Origin of the sequence: Sporosarcina luteola (assembly GCF_023715585.1) — a bacterium.
Taxonomy (GTDB): Bacteria; Bacillota; Bacilli; order Bacillales_A; family Planococcaceae; genus Sporosarcina; species Sporosarcina luteola_D.
Window position 1 is genome coordinate 233462 of the sequence record NZ_JAMBOK010000003.1, and the last position, 16794, is coordinate 250255.

The following is a 16794-nucleotide window of genomic DNA, read 5'->3' on the forward strand; positions in this document are numbered from 1 at the left end:
TAGAGGATGTGGTTTAGATTTGAAACTGAAATACTTGTTGTAGAAAAAAACTATGAAATAAAAAATCGTAGTCTATACTAACGGACGCTATTACGGCATGGTGGTGTTCAATCATCAGGCTAGATTAATGAAATATGAGGTATGGAAAAAATCATGAAAAATTCGATTGTGAGTTGGGGTTTAGTTGCAATTTTAGGTATATCAATTTTGTTATTATGGGCTTACTCCTACGAGTTGAAAAATAAAGTAATCCAACTTGATGACCGTAATAATTTAGCTTATTTTTCTGGGATCAGTAATGAGATAGCTCGTTATGAACAAATATTGGCATATGAAAAATCAAATATATCAGATGAAACGGATGGCTTAGAAAAATTTAAGAAAATTAATATTAATTCTATTACTGCTGGGGCATTGTTCCCGATGGATTTCAACGATGATACCGTTATAGAGATGAATCGATTTACAGATGAAATAAATTTATCAATATCTCTTTTTCAGAAAGCTTTAACAGCTGAAGAAAAACAAAAATATGCAAGAGAACTTGAAAGTTCTTTACTTAAGTACAAAGAAAGGTTTTATCAGCTTGCAGAGAAAAGGGGATATTGCTCTGACGATAAAGCCAATTTTTGTCCTTAATAGAGTTCATAAAACAAGAAATGCTTTTCAATCATTGGTCGCATTTCTTGAATAAAGAACTGCGCCTTATGTTCTGTAATCTAGCCATAGAAAGGGAAAGGTGAGTGTCAATGAATCGCTATATGAAAGTCTTTAAAGAAATTGTTGATATCGTACACCATGACTACGCAGGTTATGATGAAAAACGAGGCTGGGATGACCCTGCCCATTATCTTGGAGAAATTCAGAGATTGATAGCCGGCCGCCAAATCACACCGCAAGTTTTTACGGATCTCGTCAGCGAATATCTCATGGCTTTTCAAGATCGGCATATGTATTTCAATCTGAAAGGGTCGGATGACATAAAGGCGAGCACTCGCGGTTTCCGGACAAGGAGATTTGAGGATGCGCTCTATGTAGTGGAGACTTGCGAGGAAAACAGGTTTCCGATCGGCTCCAAGATCGTTTCGATAGATCACCAGGAAATCGAAACGATCATTACTTCGGATCGAAGCTTCTTGCGGGAGACAAGTGCAGAACGTGAGGATTGGACACATCTACTCAATAAATCATCATCCATTGAAATAGAGGATGAGAACGGAGAACTGTTAAGGTTCGATTTGAAAGATTACGAACCCGCCTCCAAAAAGTTAGCACCCTCGATGGAGGAAGTTGATGAGGAGACGTTGCGGATCACTTTACCAAGCTCCGTCAACGTTGATGGGACTATGGACTTTGTGAAGAACCATGAAGGGAAGCTGAAGGCATGTACAAATCTGATCATCGACGTACGAAACAATCATGGAGGAAACGGAAAATCTTTCTCGAACTTATTGCCGTATATTTTTCCACCACATGAACACCCGAGCACGGACGGTGAGTTGAAGGAGTTCAATTATACCGATCGAAACTCGGAGCTGTTCATTCAGCTCTGCCAGCAGCATAGGAAAGACATAACTGATGAAGAGACACTGAAATTCTTTGACTCAATTGAAGAGGAATGTGAAAAATATCGTGGTCAAGGTTTTGTTACAATGGACTTTTCGGATGAATTGGAGACGGAAGCCTTAAAGTTTAAAGGTACTGATTCCCCTAAGAATGTGATCGTGATGACGGATGTCTATTGCGCAAGTGCCGCCGAATACTTTGTGGAAATCTGCATGGAGTCATCCAAAACCACCGTAATAGGACGCGCCACAATGGGCGTCAATGACTACAGCGATTTGCTCATCAAAGAATGGGATGGCATGTACGCACTCTACTACCCAATGTCTCGCCGTATCCATAAGACGTCGAACGACCCGTTGCACGGAAAAGGGATCCGACCTGATCATTATATCCCTTGGACCCCTAAGCATATAGATGAAGATTTAGATCTTATGTTTGCGATGGACATGTTACGAGAAAGCAAGACTGCGGAAGCATGATTTGCGGGCGTTTCTGAGGGAATTGGGCGCGGTTGCTGGAGAAGGGCTGCGCTCCAAAGGGGCCAGATGATCGGAGTGGGGAAACATGATAATACTTAGAATTATTTTAGCGATCACGGTAATCACGTTATCGTGTTATGGTTTTATAACTGGGGATGTCGGAACAATTGTGCCTTATATGTTGCTGTCATGCGGACTGTTGTTTATTGTGATGGGAATTACTGAATTTAAAAAACGGAAAGCAGATGCTTTTTACTATTTTATTCTATCGGCATTTGTTTTATATATTGCGATTTATATCCTGTAAAGCAAGCGGGTGCGTTTGCTTTATAAGTGATCGCGCCTTTATCGCAATCAGGCCAGATTGTTGAACATTATAATTTATTTCAATTGTGAAATATGCGAGAGAGGAACGAATTTCTATGTCGATACCTCTGGTTACAGGGGAGGGGAAAAGTATTGTCAATTTACCATAAAGTAATTGGAGAAGGGTATCCAATCGTCATGTTGCATGGTTGGTCACTCGACCATCAAGTAATGTTCTATGCAATGGAACCTTTATTCGAAGTGCGAAGTGGTTGGAAGAGAATATATATTGACTTACCTGGAATGGGACAATCAACGGCAATACCGTCTATACAGAACTCTCACGATATTTTAGAATCGATATTACAACTCTTAGATGAGATTATCCCTGGTCAACCGTTTGTTATTTGTGGTAATTCATATGGCGGGTATATAGCCAGGGGGATAGTACATTCACGGCAGGGAACAGCTCGTGGATTACTTTTAATCGCACCATTGACTATACCTGAATTTGAAAAAAGGATAGTGCCGCTTCAAACAGTTCTAAAAAGTGACAGCAATCTACTATCCAAATTGCCAGCAGAAGATGCTAATCAATTTTGCTCAATGGGAGTAGTGCAAGGACAAACTGAATGGGAAAAATTTCGAAATGAAATTTTGCTTCCTTCAAAAAGGGCAAATTATGAATTCTTAGATCACATTCGTCACAATGGGTATGGCTTAGCCTACGATATTTCTTGTGAATTTGTGTATCCTACGCTAATTATCGCAGGGCGCCAGGACAATATAGTCGGTTATCACGATGCTTGGCGGCTTATTGATGATTATCCAAGGTCAACTTTTGCAGTTCTTGATATGGCTGGCCACAACTTACAAATTGAACAAAGCGATGTATTTAACGCATTAGTTGATAACTGGTTGAACAAACTTGAGTCCGAACTTTTTTGACAGTGGCTTACTTAGTTGATTGGAGTGGAAGCCGGCGACTCCTAGGGGTTAGCGAGAGCCGTAACGAAGTACGGCTTTTGCGAGTGAAGCGAAGCGGACCGAGGAGGCTCACCGCACGCCCCCAAGAAAGCCCGGCAGGAACGTAAATCAACAGTTGATAATACTATTCCAGATAGCGCGTTTATGGAACACGTGATAGGACAAGAAAAATGCCCAGGTTAGTATGCCTGAGCATTTTTTTATTGCTTTTTTCTATTGTCTAGTCGCGTATTGGGGTGTGTTTTTGTAACTTCACCCCACATCAACCGAACCCGTTACAAAAAGGGGGAATCCTTTATTCATTCCTATGGACGTGCGCCCTTCTGAACCGTAGCGATGACGTAACCGATTCCAGCGAACACGATGGCGGGGAGTATCCAACCAATCCCTTGTTCGTAAAGGGGCAAGTGGCGGAGCACATCAGTAACCGGAGCGATCGGTAGGCCGAATGCCTTCAGCATATCGGCAAATCCGACAACTCCAGCAGCAGCCAGTGCGAAGAGATACACTTCCCTATGTCCGTTGAACCAGTTATGGAAGAAACTGACCGTAATCAAGACGATTGCCAACGGGTAAATTCCGATTAGAACCGGTAATGTAATATGGATTAATTGCGTAAGACCGATGTTCGCAATGAACGCACTGAAAATGCAGATGATCAGCACCACGAGCCGATACGAAAACTTAGGAAATGTATCTGAGAAAAAGGCAGCACATGAAGAAGTGAGGCCGACGGATGTTGTCAGGCAAGCAAGGAGTACAGCCAAGCCTAGCAATACTTGTCCAGTCGTCCCAAGCAGTGAATAGACGAGCTGTGTTAAAACTTCCCCGCCATTTGCAGCATTCGGAGCAACAAGCCGACTCGTTGTCCCGAGGTAAGCGAGTCCGGCATACACGAGGCAAAGACCGGCAACGGCAAAGGCGCCTGCCTTCATCGTAATGGCGAGGGTCACTTTCTTATCCGAAACACCTTTAGCTTTGATTGCATTGATGACGACGATGCCGAATACGAGTGCAGCCATCGCATCCATCGTCAAATACCCTTCGATGAATCCTTTGATGAAAGGGTTTTGGACGTATGGTTCTTGTGGCGGTCCGATTGTCCCGGCAGGCCTGATAATCCCTATCGTGACAATGAAAGCGACAAGGGCCAGGAGAACCGGGGTCAGTACATTCCCGAAACGGTCGACTAATTTACTCGGCTTCATTGACAGCCAAGCGGTGACCGCGAAAAAGAGGAATGTGAATAACAGCAAAGCGATCCTCTCCGCCGAATCGGAAGTGAAAGGAGCCAGTCCCATTTCAAACGTGACCGTCGCCGTGCGCGGAACAGCAAACAATGGTCCGAGCGCTAAATAGACAATAATTGCGAAGACAAGGCCGAATAAAGGATGTGCCTTGCCTGCGAGATCCCTCAACTGGCTGCCACTCATCGCTACCGCAACGACACCGAGAAACGGAAGGCCGACACCGGTAATGAGAAACCCGGCAATTGCAATCCAAACATTTCCTCCTGCCAGCTGACCGACGAGCGGCGGGAAAATCAGATTTCCGGCGCCGAAAAACAGCGCAAACATCAGTAATCCTAACTTCAATGTATCCTTATTTGTAAAATCATTCATACCTGTTCCCTCCAACATATTTAGAAAGCGCATAAAAGCGATCTACACGCATTAAATGGTCATAGGTCCGCATAACCCACAATAGTTATGCATAAATCTCCCAATAAGTCCATAAATGTAAATGGTAACGCATAATTCGTCATAAAACGCCATTAACGATTTTATCATACCCATGCCATAACTTTTACCCATATTTGTCGAAAAGAGAAAAATTATTAATTTCTGATAATAACTATATACAACTTTGAAAGTATGCTATTATTCAGAAGAGCATATCATTTTGTGAAAATGAAATGGAATGGAGAGGAAATGGGATGTTAAACGTTACAGAAAATCGATTTGCCAACTACCCTCAACAGCCGCACGGGGGAAAACTGGTGGACAAAGTATTGACGGGGACGGAGAGGGAAGAGGAGCTGGAAAAGGCCAGATTGCTGCCTTCCATCATGGTGGATCTGGAAGCGGTCATCACACTTGAAATGATTGCCACAGGTGTCTTGTCTCCGAATGAAGGATTCATGAATGAAGTGGATTATAAGTCTGTGTTGACTGAAGGACGCCTGGCGAATGGAACGGTTTGGCCGGTTCCACTCAGCTTTGCTCCGATCGGAAACCGGAACAAGGAAATCATTGAAACGCTATCCGTGGGGGACGAAGTGGCGCTTTGCAATGAACAGAACGAGCCAGTAGCAATTTTACGTATTGACGATATTTTTGCTTATGATAAGGAGTACCGGGCTTCCCATCTATTCGGCACGACCGATCGCAATCATCCGGGTGTCGATGCGATTTTCAGGAGGATGGGCGATGTCGCGCTCGGCGGCCCGATCCGGTTATTGCAGCGGGTTGACTGGGGACCGTTTGAAAAGCTTCGTTTGGAACCGAAAGATACATGGCATGAATTCTATGAAGTGAAGAAATTCCGTTCCGCTGCAGGTTTCATTACAGGGGCGAATCCTTTGCACCGCGGACATGAATACATTCATAAAAATGCATTGGAGGAAATTGACGGTCTGCTTCTTCAGCCGCTTGTCGAGATGGCGAAACGAGAATATACACGCCATGAATTCCGGATGCTCTCGTATAGAAGTGTGCTGGACACGTATTATCCAAAAGGCCGGTCCATCCTTGCACCGCTCAGGGTGACGTATATCTTTGCCGGTCCGCGGGAGACGGTGCTTCATGCATTGATAATGAAAAACTATGGATGCACCCATGCGCTCATCGGTCGTGATCACGCGGGGATCGGCGATTATTATGATAAATATGCGAGCCATACCATTTTTGATCAATTCAAACCGGAGGAGCTTGGAATCGATATACGGCTTTTCCACGAGGTGTTCTACTGTACACGCTGTGACGCACCCGCGACAGAGCAGTCTTGCCCGCATGACAATCAATACCGGATCAACATTTCAGGAACGGGCATCCGGGAAATGCTCCGCCACGGCATCATGCCGCCGAAGGAAATCGTCCGTCCGGAATCTGCGCGGATCGCCATTCAAGGCGTTCAACCGAAAGGCCTCGATGAATCTGAAAGCGCTATCTCGCCAGTAGGAAAGGTTATTAAGAGCATGTTCCCATTCTATTTGGAGCGTACGAGGCTAGGAGGACGCAAGCGGAAATCGCCTTTGACGGTCGATGAATTGACGAATGATGATCTCGAAATGGTGAATTTGGATGTCCGTGCGAACGCCAATCGGATTTATCAAGACATTTTTGACGAGTATTCGAGCGTAGGCGACACGAACCGGGGCATGCAGCCTGAATGGGTGATGGACGCAAGGGATTCTTTGCAGACGCAGCAGCGGATGGTCATTCAGGATCTCGAGGAGAAAGTGAAGCAGGCGCCGGAGACCGCTTCGGATGAATTCATGTATCAGGATAAAGAGGAATCGCTGAGGGAATTGGAAGTGGCAAAGAAGATTCTCAGCGACATTCCAAAAGTGCTCCGCGCGGCCGATTTCGACTATCGGACGTGGAATGTCCTGCCGTATAAGCGCTACCGCGGCAGTGATGAACCGAATGAGGATAAGTAAGAGTAGACTGCAAGCTTTCCGCTGTACGAGTGGAAAGCTTTTTTGCGGTTGCTGATTGTGTGTGTGCTGGGAGCCGAATATTCCAGTGCCCAGCACCTAGCACTACCGTTAAAAGAAGGAATGAAATGGTATATAGGATTCCTTGATTCCATGGATCATTGCTTTTTTTATCGATGATTGACTAGTAGGTGCTGCTCGGAATGGGATTTTATACTTTTTAGCACACTCCTTGGCTAATCCGCTGCTGCGGTGGGATGAATGCTCGCTTGCTGAAATGATCAAGTCCATATTTTTAAAAGCGGCTTTGATACGGTTCCTGCTTTCATCCCCACTGAAAATCTCCAATGAAAAGTTGCCGTTTTCAGCAAGTGGCATGAAATCCGCGCTTCTGAAATCAGCCCCGATAATAACTATTTTTTTATTCTTTAATAAGTTCAATTCAATATCGGTCCACATATTTTCCTTTTTCGCTGTACCATCTTTATAAAAACTAGATGGTTTCGGTTCGGACCTCACAGGCTCACTCGTGCGTTCCGGGTAGCACCAGACCACACGGAACGATAAGGGATCGGATTCATGGTAAGCAATCGCCACTACGCTTCCATCTTTCAAACTATACGTATCGATATCTCTTTGGCTAATTAAAAATTGATAGGGAGACTCGCCGTCGAGTTTTATTCTCGTCAGCTTTCCATCTGCAATTGTTTGATCTGCAACTAATAATCCATCAGACGTATTTGTGAGGACACAATAATCGATTTCAATCCGATTGCTCTCTTCCTTAGTCACACTGTTTTTCCGTTTAATAAACACTAAATCTTTTAAACTATCCCCGATCGCTTCAATATAGTCTCCATGTTCGAACCCATGCATTCTCACAATCTTTTCCGGGACGTAAATATCCCCTTGCTTTCCTTTTAATATTCCTCCTTTCAACTTTCTTTCCATAGGTGTTCCCAGGTTCGACGCATCAGAACGAGTCGTGGCAATCATTTTTTGAGAAGTTTCATTTATTGAATTAAGACTTTCCTCTTCACTTTTATCGGGTTCTGCCAATACATCGATTGTTGGAATGGAACCCCATAATGTCAGTGACAGTTCGATGAAATCAAATAATTTATTGACGCGATCCCTCGTCTCCGTAACATTTTCATCCGTCAGTAGATGGATGCAACTTATTAGTTCCTCTGAAATCTGTTTCATTTATTCAACTCCTTTCAACTATTATAACCCAATATTCACAATACAGTGATAAGAGGAAAGTGCTGATGTGCTGCCCGCAATAACTTTTTTTGAAAATATCAAGCAAACCCATTGTGAAACTATCTATATTCATGGTAAGCTATGTCCTGTTTTGAAGATCTTAAATAGAAATGAAGGCGATAAATAGATGGCAGCAGTTGCAGCCAACGGCCCGGGGAAGAAACTTAATTTGTTTCATCTGACGTGGCCGATTTTTCTTGAAATATTTTTGTTTATGTTAATGGGGTTGGCGGATACATTCATGTTGAGTGCGTTGTCCGATGACGCGGTATCAGGCGTCGGGGCTGCGAATCAGTACGTGATGATCGCCATCCTAGTCTTGGAAGTTGTCGGAAACGGTGCGGCAATCGTTGTTTCGCAGTATTTGGGATCGAGGCGTTATATTGAGGCGTCGAAGATTTCTGCTATCGCCGTGTCTTTGAATCTGCTAGTCGGATTAGGAATTAGTGGTGTGTTCATTCTATTCACGAGCCGCATGATGAATGCGATGAATTTGCAAGGTGACGTACTTGCCCATGCGGAAGCGTATTTGATCATCGTCGGCGGCGGGATTTTCCTGCAGGCAGTCATCAATTCCCTCGCGGCAGTCATCCGTGTGCACGGGTTTACGAAACAGACGATGTTCGTTTCGCTTGGCATGAACATCATCCACGTCATCGGGAACTATGCACTCATTTTCGGGAAGTTCGGGATGCCGGAATTAGGCGTGCAAGGGGCGGCGATTTCATCTGTCGGCAGCCGGGTGATCGCAATGTTCGTCTTCATTTGGCTGCTGTATCAGGTGCTTGAATACCGCATCGAGTTCCGCTATTACATTACGTGGTCGAAGGACTACGTCAAAAAGATACTGAATATCGGGCTGCCTTCAGCGTTCGAACAAATTCTGTACCAGGCGTGCCAAATCATTTTCCTCTACTATGTCACCTTCCTAGGTACGGAGGCGCTTGCCGCGAGACAATATGCGACGAATATTTCGATGTTCAGCTATTTGTTTGCGCTCGCGATTGGTCTCGGGACATCCATCATCGTTGGCCGTCTCGTCGGAAGCGGCGAGAAGGATGAAGTATACCGGCAAGTTTGGGCATCTCTGAAGCGTGCGCTCGTCTGTACGGTCGTGTTGGTGGCGCTCGTCATGACGTTCCGTTATCCGCTCATGCGCCTGTTCACTGAAAATGAGCAGATCATCCAGCTCGGTGCTTCTGTCTTGCTGTTGTCATGTTTACTCGAAACTGGCCGGACGTTCAATATGGTTATCATCAATTCGCTCCGGGCATCAGGCGACGCGAAATTCCCTGTCATGATGGGAGCCATCTCGATGGTCATGATGAGTCTGCCGCTCGGCTATTTCTTTGTGTTCGTCCTTGACCTCGGCCTTGTCGGCGTATGGCTCGCCGTTATCATGGATGAATGGGTCCGTGCGATTGTCATGTCATTGCGATGGAAAAGCCGTGCGTGGGAAAGGTACGCGCTTGTTGAACCGGCACCTGAAATGGAACCGAAAGCGGAAACCGTTTGAATGGTCGATAAAAAGAGCAGGTCTCTCACTAGTTTCATAGTGAGAGACCTGCTCTTTTATTATCAAAAGAAGAAAAAGGGAAGTAGCGCAAAGGTTACGATTGAGCCGAGTGCAATGCCTGCACCGAAAGCGAACCCACGCCCAAAGCCAAATCCACGTCCTCCATAGCCGTATCCGTATCTAAATCCGTATCCGAATCCGCCTATATTTCTTTGACGGCCGAATGGTTCTAAAAATACTCGATTGCCTCTGACGCCTTGGATGATCCCTCTATGTGTTCGTCCATCTCTCGTTCCGATGACGACCGCTCTTCCGGTATGCCTGCTGCACAAAGCATGATAATTTTGAACTGACATCGTGTTGTCACCCCATTTCGATTCAACATAATACATCATATGTGAAGGGTTTTTCTTCAGGGGGGACAAACACACCGGTGCATCTGAACCTTTATAGCCGCGCAATTTCTGTTGACGGGAGGGACAATAAATCTTCTGCATGATAGTCCGTACTCTTCAGGAAATTCCGGACGACATAATAGCCGACCGCATACCCCGCCATATGTGGATAGCGGCTCGAACCATAAAGCACTTTTTCGTGGATCGGGCTCCCTTTTATGTGGTCCCTATTCGGGTAAACGAACTCTTTCCAGAACCTTTTTAACTGTCGGTCCGAATATAGTGAAGTCCAGGAAGAGGTGAAATCTTCGCCGAATCGTTCCGCGACAGCAACCTCCGCCAACCCCTCCAGGATGATCGTATCTATCAGCGTACAGTCTTCTTCTCGCTTAGGAAACAGATTCAGGCGGCATACATGGTTGTATTCATGCGTCAAGATCGCCTTGATTTCTGTTTCCGAATTATTGGGCGAAATAAATAAAAAAATCTTATCTGCAAAAGCTAACCCTGATTTCCCGTTGAATTCGCGAGTCAGGACTTTATTGTCTGAATCCGATGGGAAGATGAAGACAGGGACGGAAGGGCCATTCCATTTGCTGCGCAGCAGCTTAAATTCATTCGAAGAAATGTCCCATACGTTATTCGTTTGTAGTTTCTTTGTAAGCGCACTACCTTGTTTTGCGGAGATGTACATTCCGAACTGCGTTAAGTGATGCTGAATTTCCTTAGCGGAAGCAGAGGGGAAGTACCGGGATAATTTCGCGCAAATTTTCGCTGGATCTCCACCCGATTCTTCGATCCATTTGTCAGTCCCAATGACAGTCATACTGCGGCACCTCTTTTTGAAGTATCATATTCTAGACTGAATAGAATTGACTTCGCGTTGAAAGTCTACTAAATTACTATGTATTATAGGAATTAATCTGCTATAATCAATTAAACCCGATACGAGAAGGAGCTGAACGTCTTGCGAGTAGTGAATAATATCGCTGAATTGATCGGCGAAACCCCTTTAGTACGATTAAATCGCCTTCCCGATCAACAGGGTGCTGACGTCTATGTGAAACTCGAATATTTTAATCCGAGCAGAAGCGTCAAAGACCGGGCGGCATACAATATGATAATCGAAGCGGAAAAAGCAGGTTTATTACAACCTGGGGATACCATCATTGAACCGACATCCGGAAATACTGGCATCGGTATCGCGATGAGCGCTGCTGCGAGAGGCTATAAAACGATTATTGTCATGCCTGATTCATCGACAATCGAGCGCATCAATATATTAAAAGCATACGGTGCTACAGTAGTGCTGACGCCGAGCGACTTGAAAATGCCGGGGGCTATTGAAAAGGCGGAGGAAATTGCTGCAGACATTCCGAATAGCTTCATCCCCATGCAGTTTGAAAATGAGGCCAACCCGGATATTCACCGGCATACGACAGGACCTGAAATCATCCGGGCGATGGAATCGTTGAACCGCAAACTGACCGCTTTTGTCTGTACGGCGGGAACTGGCGGCACCGTTACAGGGACCGGTGAATATTTGAAGGGACACGATCATACGATCACAGTGCATGTAGCAGAACCGGCGGGATCTCCCGTACTATCCGGGGGAAAGCCCGGGAAGCACAAACTTGTCGGAACAAGTCCAGGGTTTATTCCATCGATATTAAACACATCCGTCTATGATGAGATTTTCAAGATCGAAGACGAGGACGCCTATAAAACAGTCCGGGAATTGGCGGCGCGGGAAGGATTGCTCCTCGGCCCGAGCGGAGGGGCTTCGGTGTATGCTGCGATGCAAGTGGCGAAACGGCTGACGCCGGATGACACGGTCGTCTGCATTGCGCCCGATAACGGCGAACGGTATTTATCGAGTGATTTATTTGATTTCTAAAGGAGAGGAATAAAAGTCCTCTCCATTTTCACAACTTTAATTCCGACTAAACAAATAAGGGAAGTCGAGGTGCGGAAAATGTATGTAACAATCGATGGGATTGAGAAGAGTTTTGTGAATGAAAGAAAAGAGCAGGTTCAAGTGCTTGACCACATAGATATCGAGATGGAAAAAGGAAGCTTCGTCTCGATCGTCGGGCCTTCCGGCTGCGGCAAATCGACGCTCCTCTATATGATTGCAGGGTTGGAAAGTGCGGATAGAGGCAGCATCCGAATTGCCGGGAATGAAGTGAAGAAGCCTGGTCCCGACCGGGTCGTCGTTTTCCAAGAGGCTGGTCTCTTCCCGTGGCTGACCGTTTTGGAAAACGTGAAGTATGGTTTGCTGCTGAAAAAGATGCCGAAACAAGAAGCCGAGGCGAAGGCGATCGACATGTTGAAAATGGTTCATCTGAGCAACTATATCCATTCCTATCCGCATCAACTTTCGGGGGGAATGAAGCAAAGGGTTTCGATTGCAAGAGCGTTAGTGATGGAACCGGATATTTTATTGATGGATGAACCTTTCTCCGCGCTCGATGAACAGACGAGGATGGTGCTCCATAAAGAATTGATCGACATATGGAAGAAGACGAAAGTAACAATATTTTTCGTTACGCACAATATCCGGGAAGCCGTTTTACTCTCGGAAAAAGTGATTGTCTTCGGCACGCGTCCCGGAAAGGTGAAGGACGTCATTCCCGTTCCGACATCGACGGACGGCGTGTTACCCGATAGTGTAACTTTGCATACGGAGCAGCGGATTTTAGCCATTTTGGAAAAGGAAATCGAGAAGGTGTTGAAGGAGGAAATGGGTGATGACTACAGCTTTACGACGAATCATCTTCATCGCAATGATAGCGGTGATATGGGAAGTCACATCTAGACTTTCGGTATTGCCGGATTTCATGTTTCCCCGGTTGACACAAGTGTTGGAGACGCTTTTCAACGGTCTTGTGAATGGTCAGTTTTTGGCGGCGATTGGAAAAAGCATGAGCCGACTGCTGATCGGGTTTGCCATAGCCATCGTCTTAGGCGTCATCATGGGCTACCTCATTTGGCGCTATAAGTTGGTCGAGGATACACTCGGCTTTCTCGTTACCGCGTTGCAGTCCATTCCGAGCATCGTCTGGTTTCCGCTCGCAATCATCTGGTTTGGACTGAATGACTTCTCGATTCTATTCATTGTTACGATCGGAGCGACATGGACAATGACCGTCAGTGCGACGAGCGGATTCCGGAATGTGCCGACGCTGTACCAACGCGTCGCCAAAACATTCGGTTCGACGGGACTGCATTTCATCCGAACCGTCATCATGCCTGCCTCCGTTCCGCAATTGCTATCAGGACTCCGCATCGCTTGGGCATTTTCATGGCGCGCCTTGATGGCAGGGGAATTGCTGGGCTCCGGCGGAGGGCTTGGGCAATTGCTGGAGACAGGGCGGTCCCTTGGTCAAATGGATCTCGTCATCTCAGTCATGATCATCATTGCAGTGATCGGGACGATTATGGACAATGTCGTGTTTATGCGTTTGGAGCGTTCTGTTCAGAAAAAATGGGGTCTCGCATGACCTATACAAAGGGGAAATGGATAATGAAAAAGTCATTGATCATGACAGTGTTAACGGTTTTAGTAGTGGGAATCCTAACTGCTTGCGGATCTTCGTCATCAGGCAGCAAGTCTGTCAAAATCGGATACTTCCCGAACTTGACGCATATCGCTACGATTGTCGCTCTTGAAAAGGGCTATTTTGAAGAGGAATTCGGGGATGATGTGAAGATTGAAACGAAAACGGTGAGCAACGGTGGTCTCTTCATGGAAGCGATGACGACGAAATCGATTGACGTCGGTACAGTCGGTCCCGGTCCATTGCTCAACTTCTACGTGAAAAACCCGACATTCCGTTTGATTTCAGGAGCGGTGAACGGAGGAGCAGTGCTCGTCGCGAGTGAAGGCGGAGGCGTTTCTGAGCTTGCTGATCTCGACGGTAAAAAAGTCGCCATCCCGGTGATCGGAAGCACTCAAGACGTCATGCTTCGAAAAGCGTTGAAAGAAGTGAATCTAGAAACGACATCAAATGGCGGCACGGTCGAATTATTTGCGGCGGCACCTGCGGATACTGCTACACTCTTCGTTCAAAACTCGGTGGATGCCGCAGCCACACAAGAACCGTGGGGAAATATCCTCGAAACGCAAGCGAACGGCAAGCTGATCCTCGATTGGGATGAATTTGCATGGGGGAAGGAATCCACGAACACAGTCGTTGCAGCTAGCGATGAATTCTTGAAAAATAAGAAGTTTGCCAAAGCGTATTTGAAAGCACATAAGCGGGCAGTCGAGTTCATCCAGCAAAATCCAGAGGAAGCACAAAAGCTGGTCATCCAACATCTTAAAGAGTTAACGGGCAAGGAAATAAGTGCAGAAGAGACAGCCGCGGCATTCGCGAAGCTGGAAGTCACTACTGAGGTGAATGAACAAGTCATCCAGGAAATGGCGGATATCAGCAAGGAAGCGGGCTATGTGACAAGCAGTGATATTAAGGGAATGATCGATGTTTCTTATTTGTTGGGGGAATAACCTAGGGGAAAAACGGAACCTGTTTGCCGGGTTCCCTTTTTTATTGGCAATAAAAAGAGGACCTCGCTGAAAAAAGAGGTCCTCTTTATTTATTAACAATCGGCTTTTGCTTCCCGTAGATTCCTAACCTTGCCGGTGGCAATTGATAAAGAGACTGCTGCGCATAGGAACGCAATGATGACGACCCCACTACCGACAGTCGGCATGCTCGTAACCGAATCGGTATAGCCGTATACGATCCCGCCAATCCCTGAACCTACTGCAATCCCGACTTGTATAGCAGAATTATTGAAGCTCTGATTAATATCAGATGTAATAGGATCCGCCTGGATAATATAATCCTGCAACGGCGGCGCAAGGGCCCAGCTTAATGCGCCCCACACCATCATGACGACAAGGAAGAACGGAAAAGAGAATGTCGAGTAGGGCAATGCGAAAAGGCTGATAGCGAAGGCACCAATAATGATTAGAATGCTTTTCTTCGATCCGATCCAATTTGCAAGGTTGCCCCCGAATGCTCCGCCGCCAACTGCCGCTAACCCAAATAGGAAATAACAGATGCTGATCCAGTATTGGTTCAGGTGCAAATTCGTTTCCAAAAATGGCGTGAAGTAGGCGTAAACCGTGTAATGGCCAGCCAGCATGAATACCATCGCCAAGTGGGCAAATACGATTTTTTTATTCCCCAGTGCTTTGATTTGCGCGGACAGCGGAAGAACATCTCCCGTCTCCATTTTCTCGAGGAATATGGAGATGAGAATGAAAGCGCCGATTGAAAGGACAGCAATCCCTAAAAAGACGCTGCGCCAGCCGAACGCATTCGTAAGAAGAATACCGACCGGCACGCCCAACACGAGGGAAGAACTAAGCCCCATGAAAATATAACCGAGCGCTTTCGCACGGTGGGGCGCTTCGACAATTCGCGCGGTAATCGTCAAGGAAAGAACGATGAGAAGCGCCGCACTCAACGCGGTGATGATACGGGCGATCATCAGGAATGTGAAAGTAGGACTGAAATAGGTCAAAATGTTTCCGATGAAAAAGACAGTCATTGAAATTAAATACAGCTTTTTCCTTTCAACTTTCGCGGTCAAAGATAATAAAACCGGACCGGCAATGGCAAACACGAGCGCGTAAACCGTTATGAGCTGCCCAGCCGTTCCGATTGAAACGTTCAAATCATCTGCGATAATCGGCAAGATGCCACCGACGATCAATTCAACGAGGCCGACTGTAATCGTTGATATGGCAATGATGAATACTCTAAAGTTCATGCGAAATCCTCCTCTGAAAAATAAAAAAACTCACGACTGCAAAGTGAGTTCCTTTGTAGTCAGGAGTTAACGGTTCCTGGTAGAGACCCTCAATCCATATTATTGAGGTTATACATATATATCGGACGTATAAAATTTTCTATTCATCAATCTATCACGGTTAGGGATTTATATCAAGAGAAATTTCCTATTCCGAACGAATATTGTTACATTACATGTAGAGGCATATCATTTTTTGGAGGAATTACTTTGTACGATCCGACAGTATTTGAAAATTTGACAGTCGCATTTGAAAACCAACTATATGATCTTGATACGATTGAAGGTGATATAAGGATCATCAACCGATCGGATCAAATGGATTTTGCTATCCTTGCTAGGAAATTCACTTTGCAATTTACGCTATTCGATGTAGAGGATGTATCAGCTGAGATTATTCTGGAGGCAGCTTTACAGGATTTGGCGAATGAACTACTGGAAATGCCCGGGGGAAATCCCGGCTGTTCATTGACAGTGCGCTTTCAAAAGCATGTCCAACGAGAAACGGAGCAATGCAGGCTCATAGAAGAAGCATTAAGCGATATATGGGAAAATGAAGTGCTCGTCACGCAAACATTGAGTTTTATGTACGGAGAGGAGCGAAACGGCCTCTCGAACAACATCGAAGTGAAGTTCAGGACGAAAATCAATGAGGAAAATATGCGGGAGATCCCGGACTTTCTGCATAGTGTCCTTTTGGCGCTACGAGTGCTGCATGCCGTTTGAGCGCGAAAACTTTTGAAAACGGTCTATCCCGAGAAGCGGAATCACTATATAATGGAGAACAGTTGGGTGAAT

Annotated in this window: 16 protein-coding genes and 1 riboswitch; of the genes, 11 read left to right on the forward strand and 5 right to left on the reverse strand. The window is 45.7% G+C overall.

Annotation, left to right across the window (positions count from 1 at the left end; all coding sequences use genetic code 11):
- Positions 1–141 precede the first annotated feature (141 nt).
- The 4 genes from M3193_RS13960 (at position 142) to M3193_RS13975 (ending at position 3299) form a co-directional block, all read left to right on the forward strand.
- Entirely contained in the window at positions 142–639 is a 498-nt protein-coding gene (locus M3193_RS13960) for a hypothetical protein (protein ID WP_251628859.1), read from the forward strand.
- A gap of 110 nt (positions 640–749) precedes the next feature.
- Positions 750–2045 (forward strand): S41 family peptidase, encoded by a 1296-nt coding sequence (locus M3193_RS13965; RefSeq protein WP_251628861.1) that lies wholly within the window; start codon positions 750–752, stop codon positions 2043–2045.
- An 85-nt stretch (positions 2046–2130) separates the two neighbouring features.
- Positions 2131–2352 (forward strand): DUF3953 domain-containing protein, encoded by a 222-nt coding sequence (locus tag M3193_RS13970; protein WP_251628863.1) that lies wholly within the window; start codon positions 2131–2133, stop codon positions 2350–2352.
- Between the two features lie 152 nt (positions 2353–2504).
- Positions 2505–3299 carry an alpha/beta fold hydrolase gene (locus tag M3193_RS13975; protein ID WP_251628865.1) on the forward strand — a complete coding sequence of 265 codons (795 nt, stop codon included), beginning with the start codon at positions 2505–2507 and terminating at the stop codon, positions 3297–3299.
- A 344-nt stretch (positions 3300–3643) separates the two neighbouring features.
- Here M3193_RS13975 and brnQ read toward each other — a convergent pair whose 3' ends face one another.
- Entirely contained in the window at positions 3644–4960 is a 1317-nt protein-coding gene (brnQ, locus tag M3193_RS13980; protein WP_251628867.1) for a branched-chain amino acid transport system II carrier protein, read from the reverse strand.
- Positions 4961–5274: 314 nt separating this feature from the next.
- Between brnQ and M3193_RS13985 the strand changes: the two genes are divergently transcribed.
- Entirely contained in the window at positions 5275–6999 is a 1725-nt protein-coding gene (locus M3193_RS13985; RefSeq protein WP_251628869.1) for a sulfate adenylyltransferase, read from the forward strand.
- Positions 7000–7107: 108 nt separating this feature from the next.
- On the opposite strand, the gene M3193_RS13990 is transcribed toward M3193_RS13985, so the two are convergent.
- Complete coding sequence (locus M3193_RS13990) at positions 7108–8202, reverse strand: DUF2325 domain-containing protein (protein WP_251628871.1); 1095 nt, start codon at positions 8200–8202, stop codon at positions 7108–7110.
- 187 nt (positions 8203–8389) lie between these two features.
- On the opposite strand from M3193_RS13990, the gene M3193_RS13995 reads away from it, so the two are divergent.
- A complete protein-coding gene (locus M3193_RS13995) occupies positions 8390–9778 on the forward strand; it encodes an MATE family efflux transporter (RefSeq protein WP_251628873.1) in 1389 nt (462 codons plus the stop codon).
- 62 nt (positions 9779–9840) lie between these two features.
- Here the strand turns inward: M3193_RS13995 and M3193_RS14000 are convergent, their stop codons facing one another.
- A complete protein-coding gene (locus tag M3193_RS14000; RefSeq protein WP_251628875.1) occupies positions 9841–10134 on the reverse strand; it encodes a hypothetical protein in 294 nt (97 codons plus the stop codon).
- A gap of 91 nt (positions 10135–10225) precedes the next feature.
- Positions 10226–10999 (reverse strand): DUF2268 domain-containing protein, encoded by a 774-nt coding sequence (locus M3193_RS14005; protein WP_251628877.1) that lies wholly within the window; start codon positions 10997–10999, stop codon positions 10226–10228.
- 141 nt (positions 11000–11140) lie between these two features.
- Here M3193_RS14005 and cysK point away from each other — a divergent pair, with 141 nt between their 5' ends.
- The 4 genes from cysK to M3193_RS14025 all read left to right on the forward strand — a co-directional run bounded on the left by cysK (position 11141) and on the right by M3193_RS14025 (position 14683).
- Complete coding sequence (gene cysK / locus M3193_RS14010; RefSeq protein WP_251628879.1) at positions 11141–12070, forward strand: cysteine synthase A; 930 nt, start codon at positions 11141–11143, stop codon at positions 12068–12070.
- 78 nt (positions 12071–12148) lie between these two features.
- The gene (locus tag M3193_RS14015) at positions 12149–12991 is read left to right on the forward strand and encodes an ABC transporter ATP-binding protein (RefSeq protein WP_251628961.1); all 843 of its coding nucleotides are present in this window, start codon (positions 12149–12151) and stop codon (positions 12989–12991) included.
- A complete protein-coding gene (locus tag M3193_RS14020) occupies positions 12924–13676 on the forward strand; it encodes an ABC transporter permease (RefSeq protein ID WP_251628881.1) in 753 nt (250 codons plus the stop codon). Before M3193_RS14015 ends, M3193_RS14020 begins: the two co-directional genes overlap by 68 nt.
- Before the next feature lie 20 nt (positions 13677–13696).
- On the forward strand, positions 13697–14683 hold the full coding sequence (locus M3193_RS14025) for an aliphatic sulfonate ABC transporter substrate-binding protein (RefSeq protein WP_435372053.1): 987 nt from the start codon (positions 13697–13699) through the stop codon (positions 14681–14683).
- Positions 14684–14775: 92 nt separating this feature from the next.
- Here the strand turns inward: M3193_RS14025 and M3193_RS14030 are convergent, their stop codons facing one another.
- Positions 14776–15957, reverse strand: coding sequence for an MFS transporter (locus M3193_RS14030; RefSeq protein ID WP_251628885.1), 1182 nt, complete (start codon positions 15955–15957; stop codon positions 14776–14778).
- A 36-nt stretch (positions 15958–15993) separates the two neighbouring features.
- A riboswitch (purine riboswitch) is annotated at positions 15994–16093 on the reverse strand.
- 113 nt (positions 16094–16206) lie between these two features.
- On the opposite strand from M3193_RS14030, the gene M3193_RS14035 reads away from it, so the two are divergent.
- Positions 16207–16722 (forward strand): hypothetical protein, encoded by a 516-nt coding sequence (locus M3193_RS14035; RefSeq protein ID WP_251628887.1) that lies wholly within the window; start codon positions 16207–16209, stop codon positions 16720–16722.
- The last annotated feature ends 72 nt before the right edge of the window (positions 16723–16794 follow it).

Bases quoted from the DNA above. Each gene is read 5' to 3' on its own strand.
- M3193_RS14005 (WP_251628877.1), bottom strand. From the start codon at position 10,999: ATGACTGTCATTGGGACTGACAAATGGATCGAAGAATCGGGTGGAGAT.
- M3193_RS13995 (WP_251628873.1), top strand. From the start codon at position 8,390: ATGGCAGCAGTTGCAGCCAACGGCCCGGGGAAGAAACTTAATTTGTTT.
- M3193_RS13960 (WP_251628859.1), top strand. From the start codon at position 142: ATGGAAAAAATCATGAAAAATTCGATTGTGAGTTGGGGTTTAGTTGCA.
- M3193_RS13985 (WP_251628869.1), top strand. From the start codon at position 5,275: ATGTTAAACGTTACAGAAAATCGATTTGCCAACTACCCTCAACAGCCG.
- M3193_RS13990 (WP_251628871.1), bottom strand. From the start codon at position 8,202: ATGAAACAGATTTCAGAGGAACTAATAAGTTGCATCCATCTACTGACG.
- M3193_RS13970 (WP_251628863.1), top strand. From the start codon at position 2,131: ATGATAATACTTAGAATTATTTTAGCGATCACGGTAATCACGTTATCG.
- M3193_RS14030 (WP_251628885.1), bottom strand. From the start codon at position 15,957: ATGAACTTTAGAGTATTCATCATTGCCATATCAACGATTACAGTCGGC.
- M3193_RS13965 (WP_251628861.1), top strand. From the start codon at position 750: ATGAATCGCTATATGAAAGTCTTTAAAGAAATTGTTGATATCGTACAC.
- M3193_RS14020 (WP_251628881.1), top strand. From the start codon at position 12,924: ATGACTACAGCTTTACGACGAATCATCTTCATCGCAATGATAGCGGTG.
- M3193_RS14015 (WP_251628961.1), top strand. From the start codon at position 12,149: ATGTATGTAACAATCGATGGGATTGAGAAGAGTTTTGTGAATGAAAGA.
- brnQ (WP_251628867.1), bottom strand. From the start codon at position 4,960: ATGAATGATTTTACAAATAAGGATACATTGAAGTTAGGATTACTGATG.
- M3193_RS14000 (WP_251628875.1), bottom strand. From the start codon at position 10,134: ATGTCAGTTCAAAATTATCATGCTTTGTGCAGCAGGCATACCGGAAGA.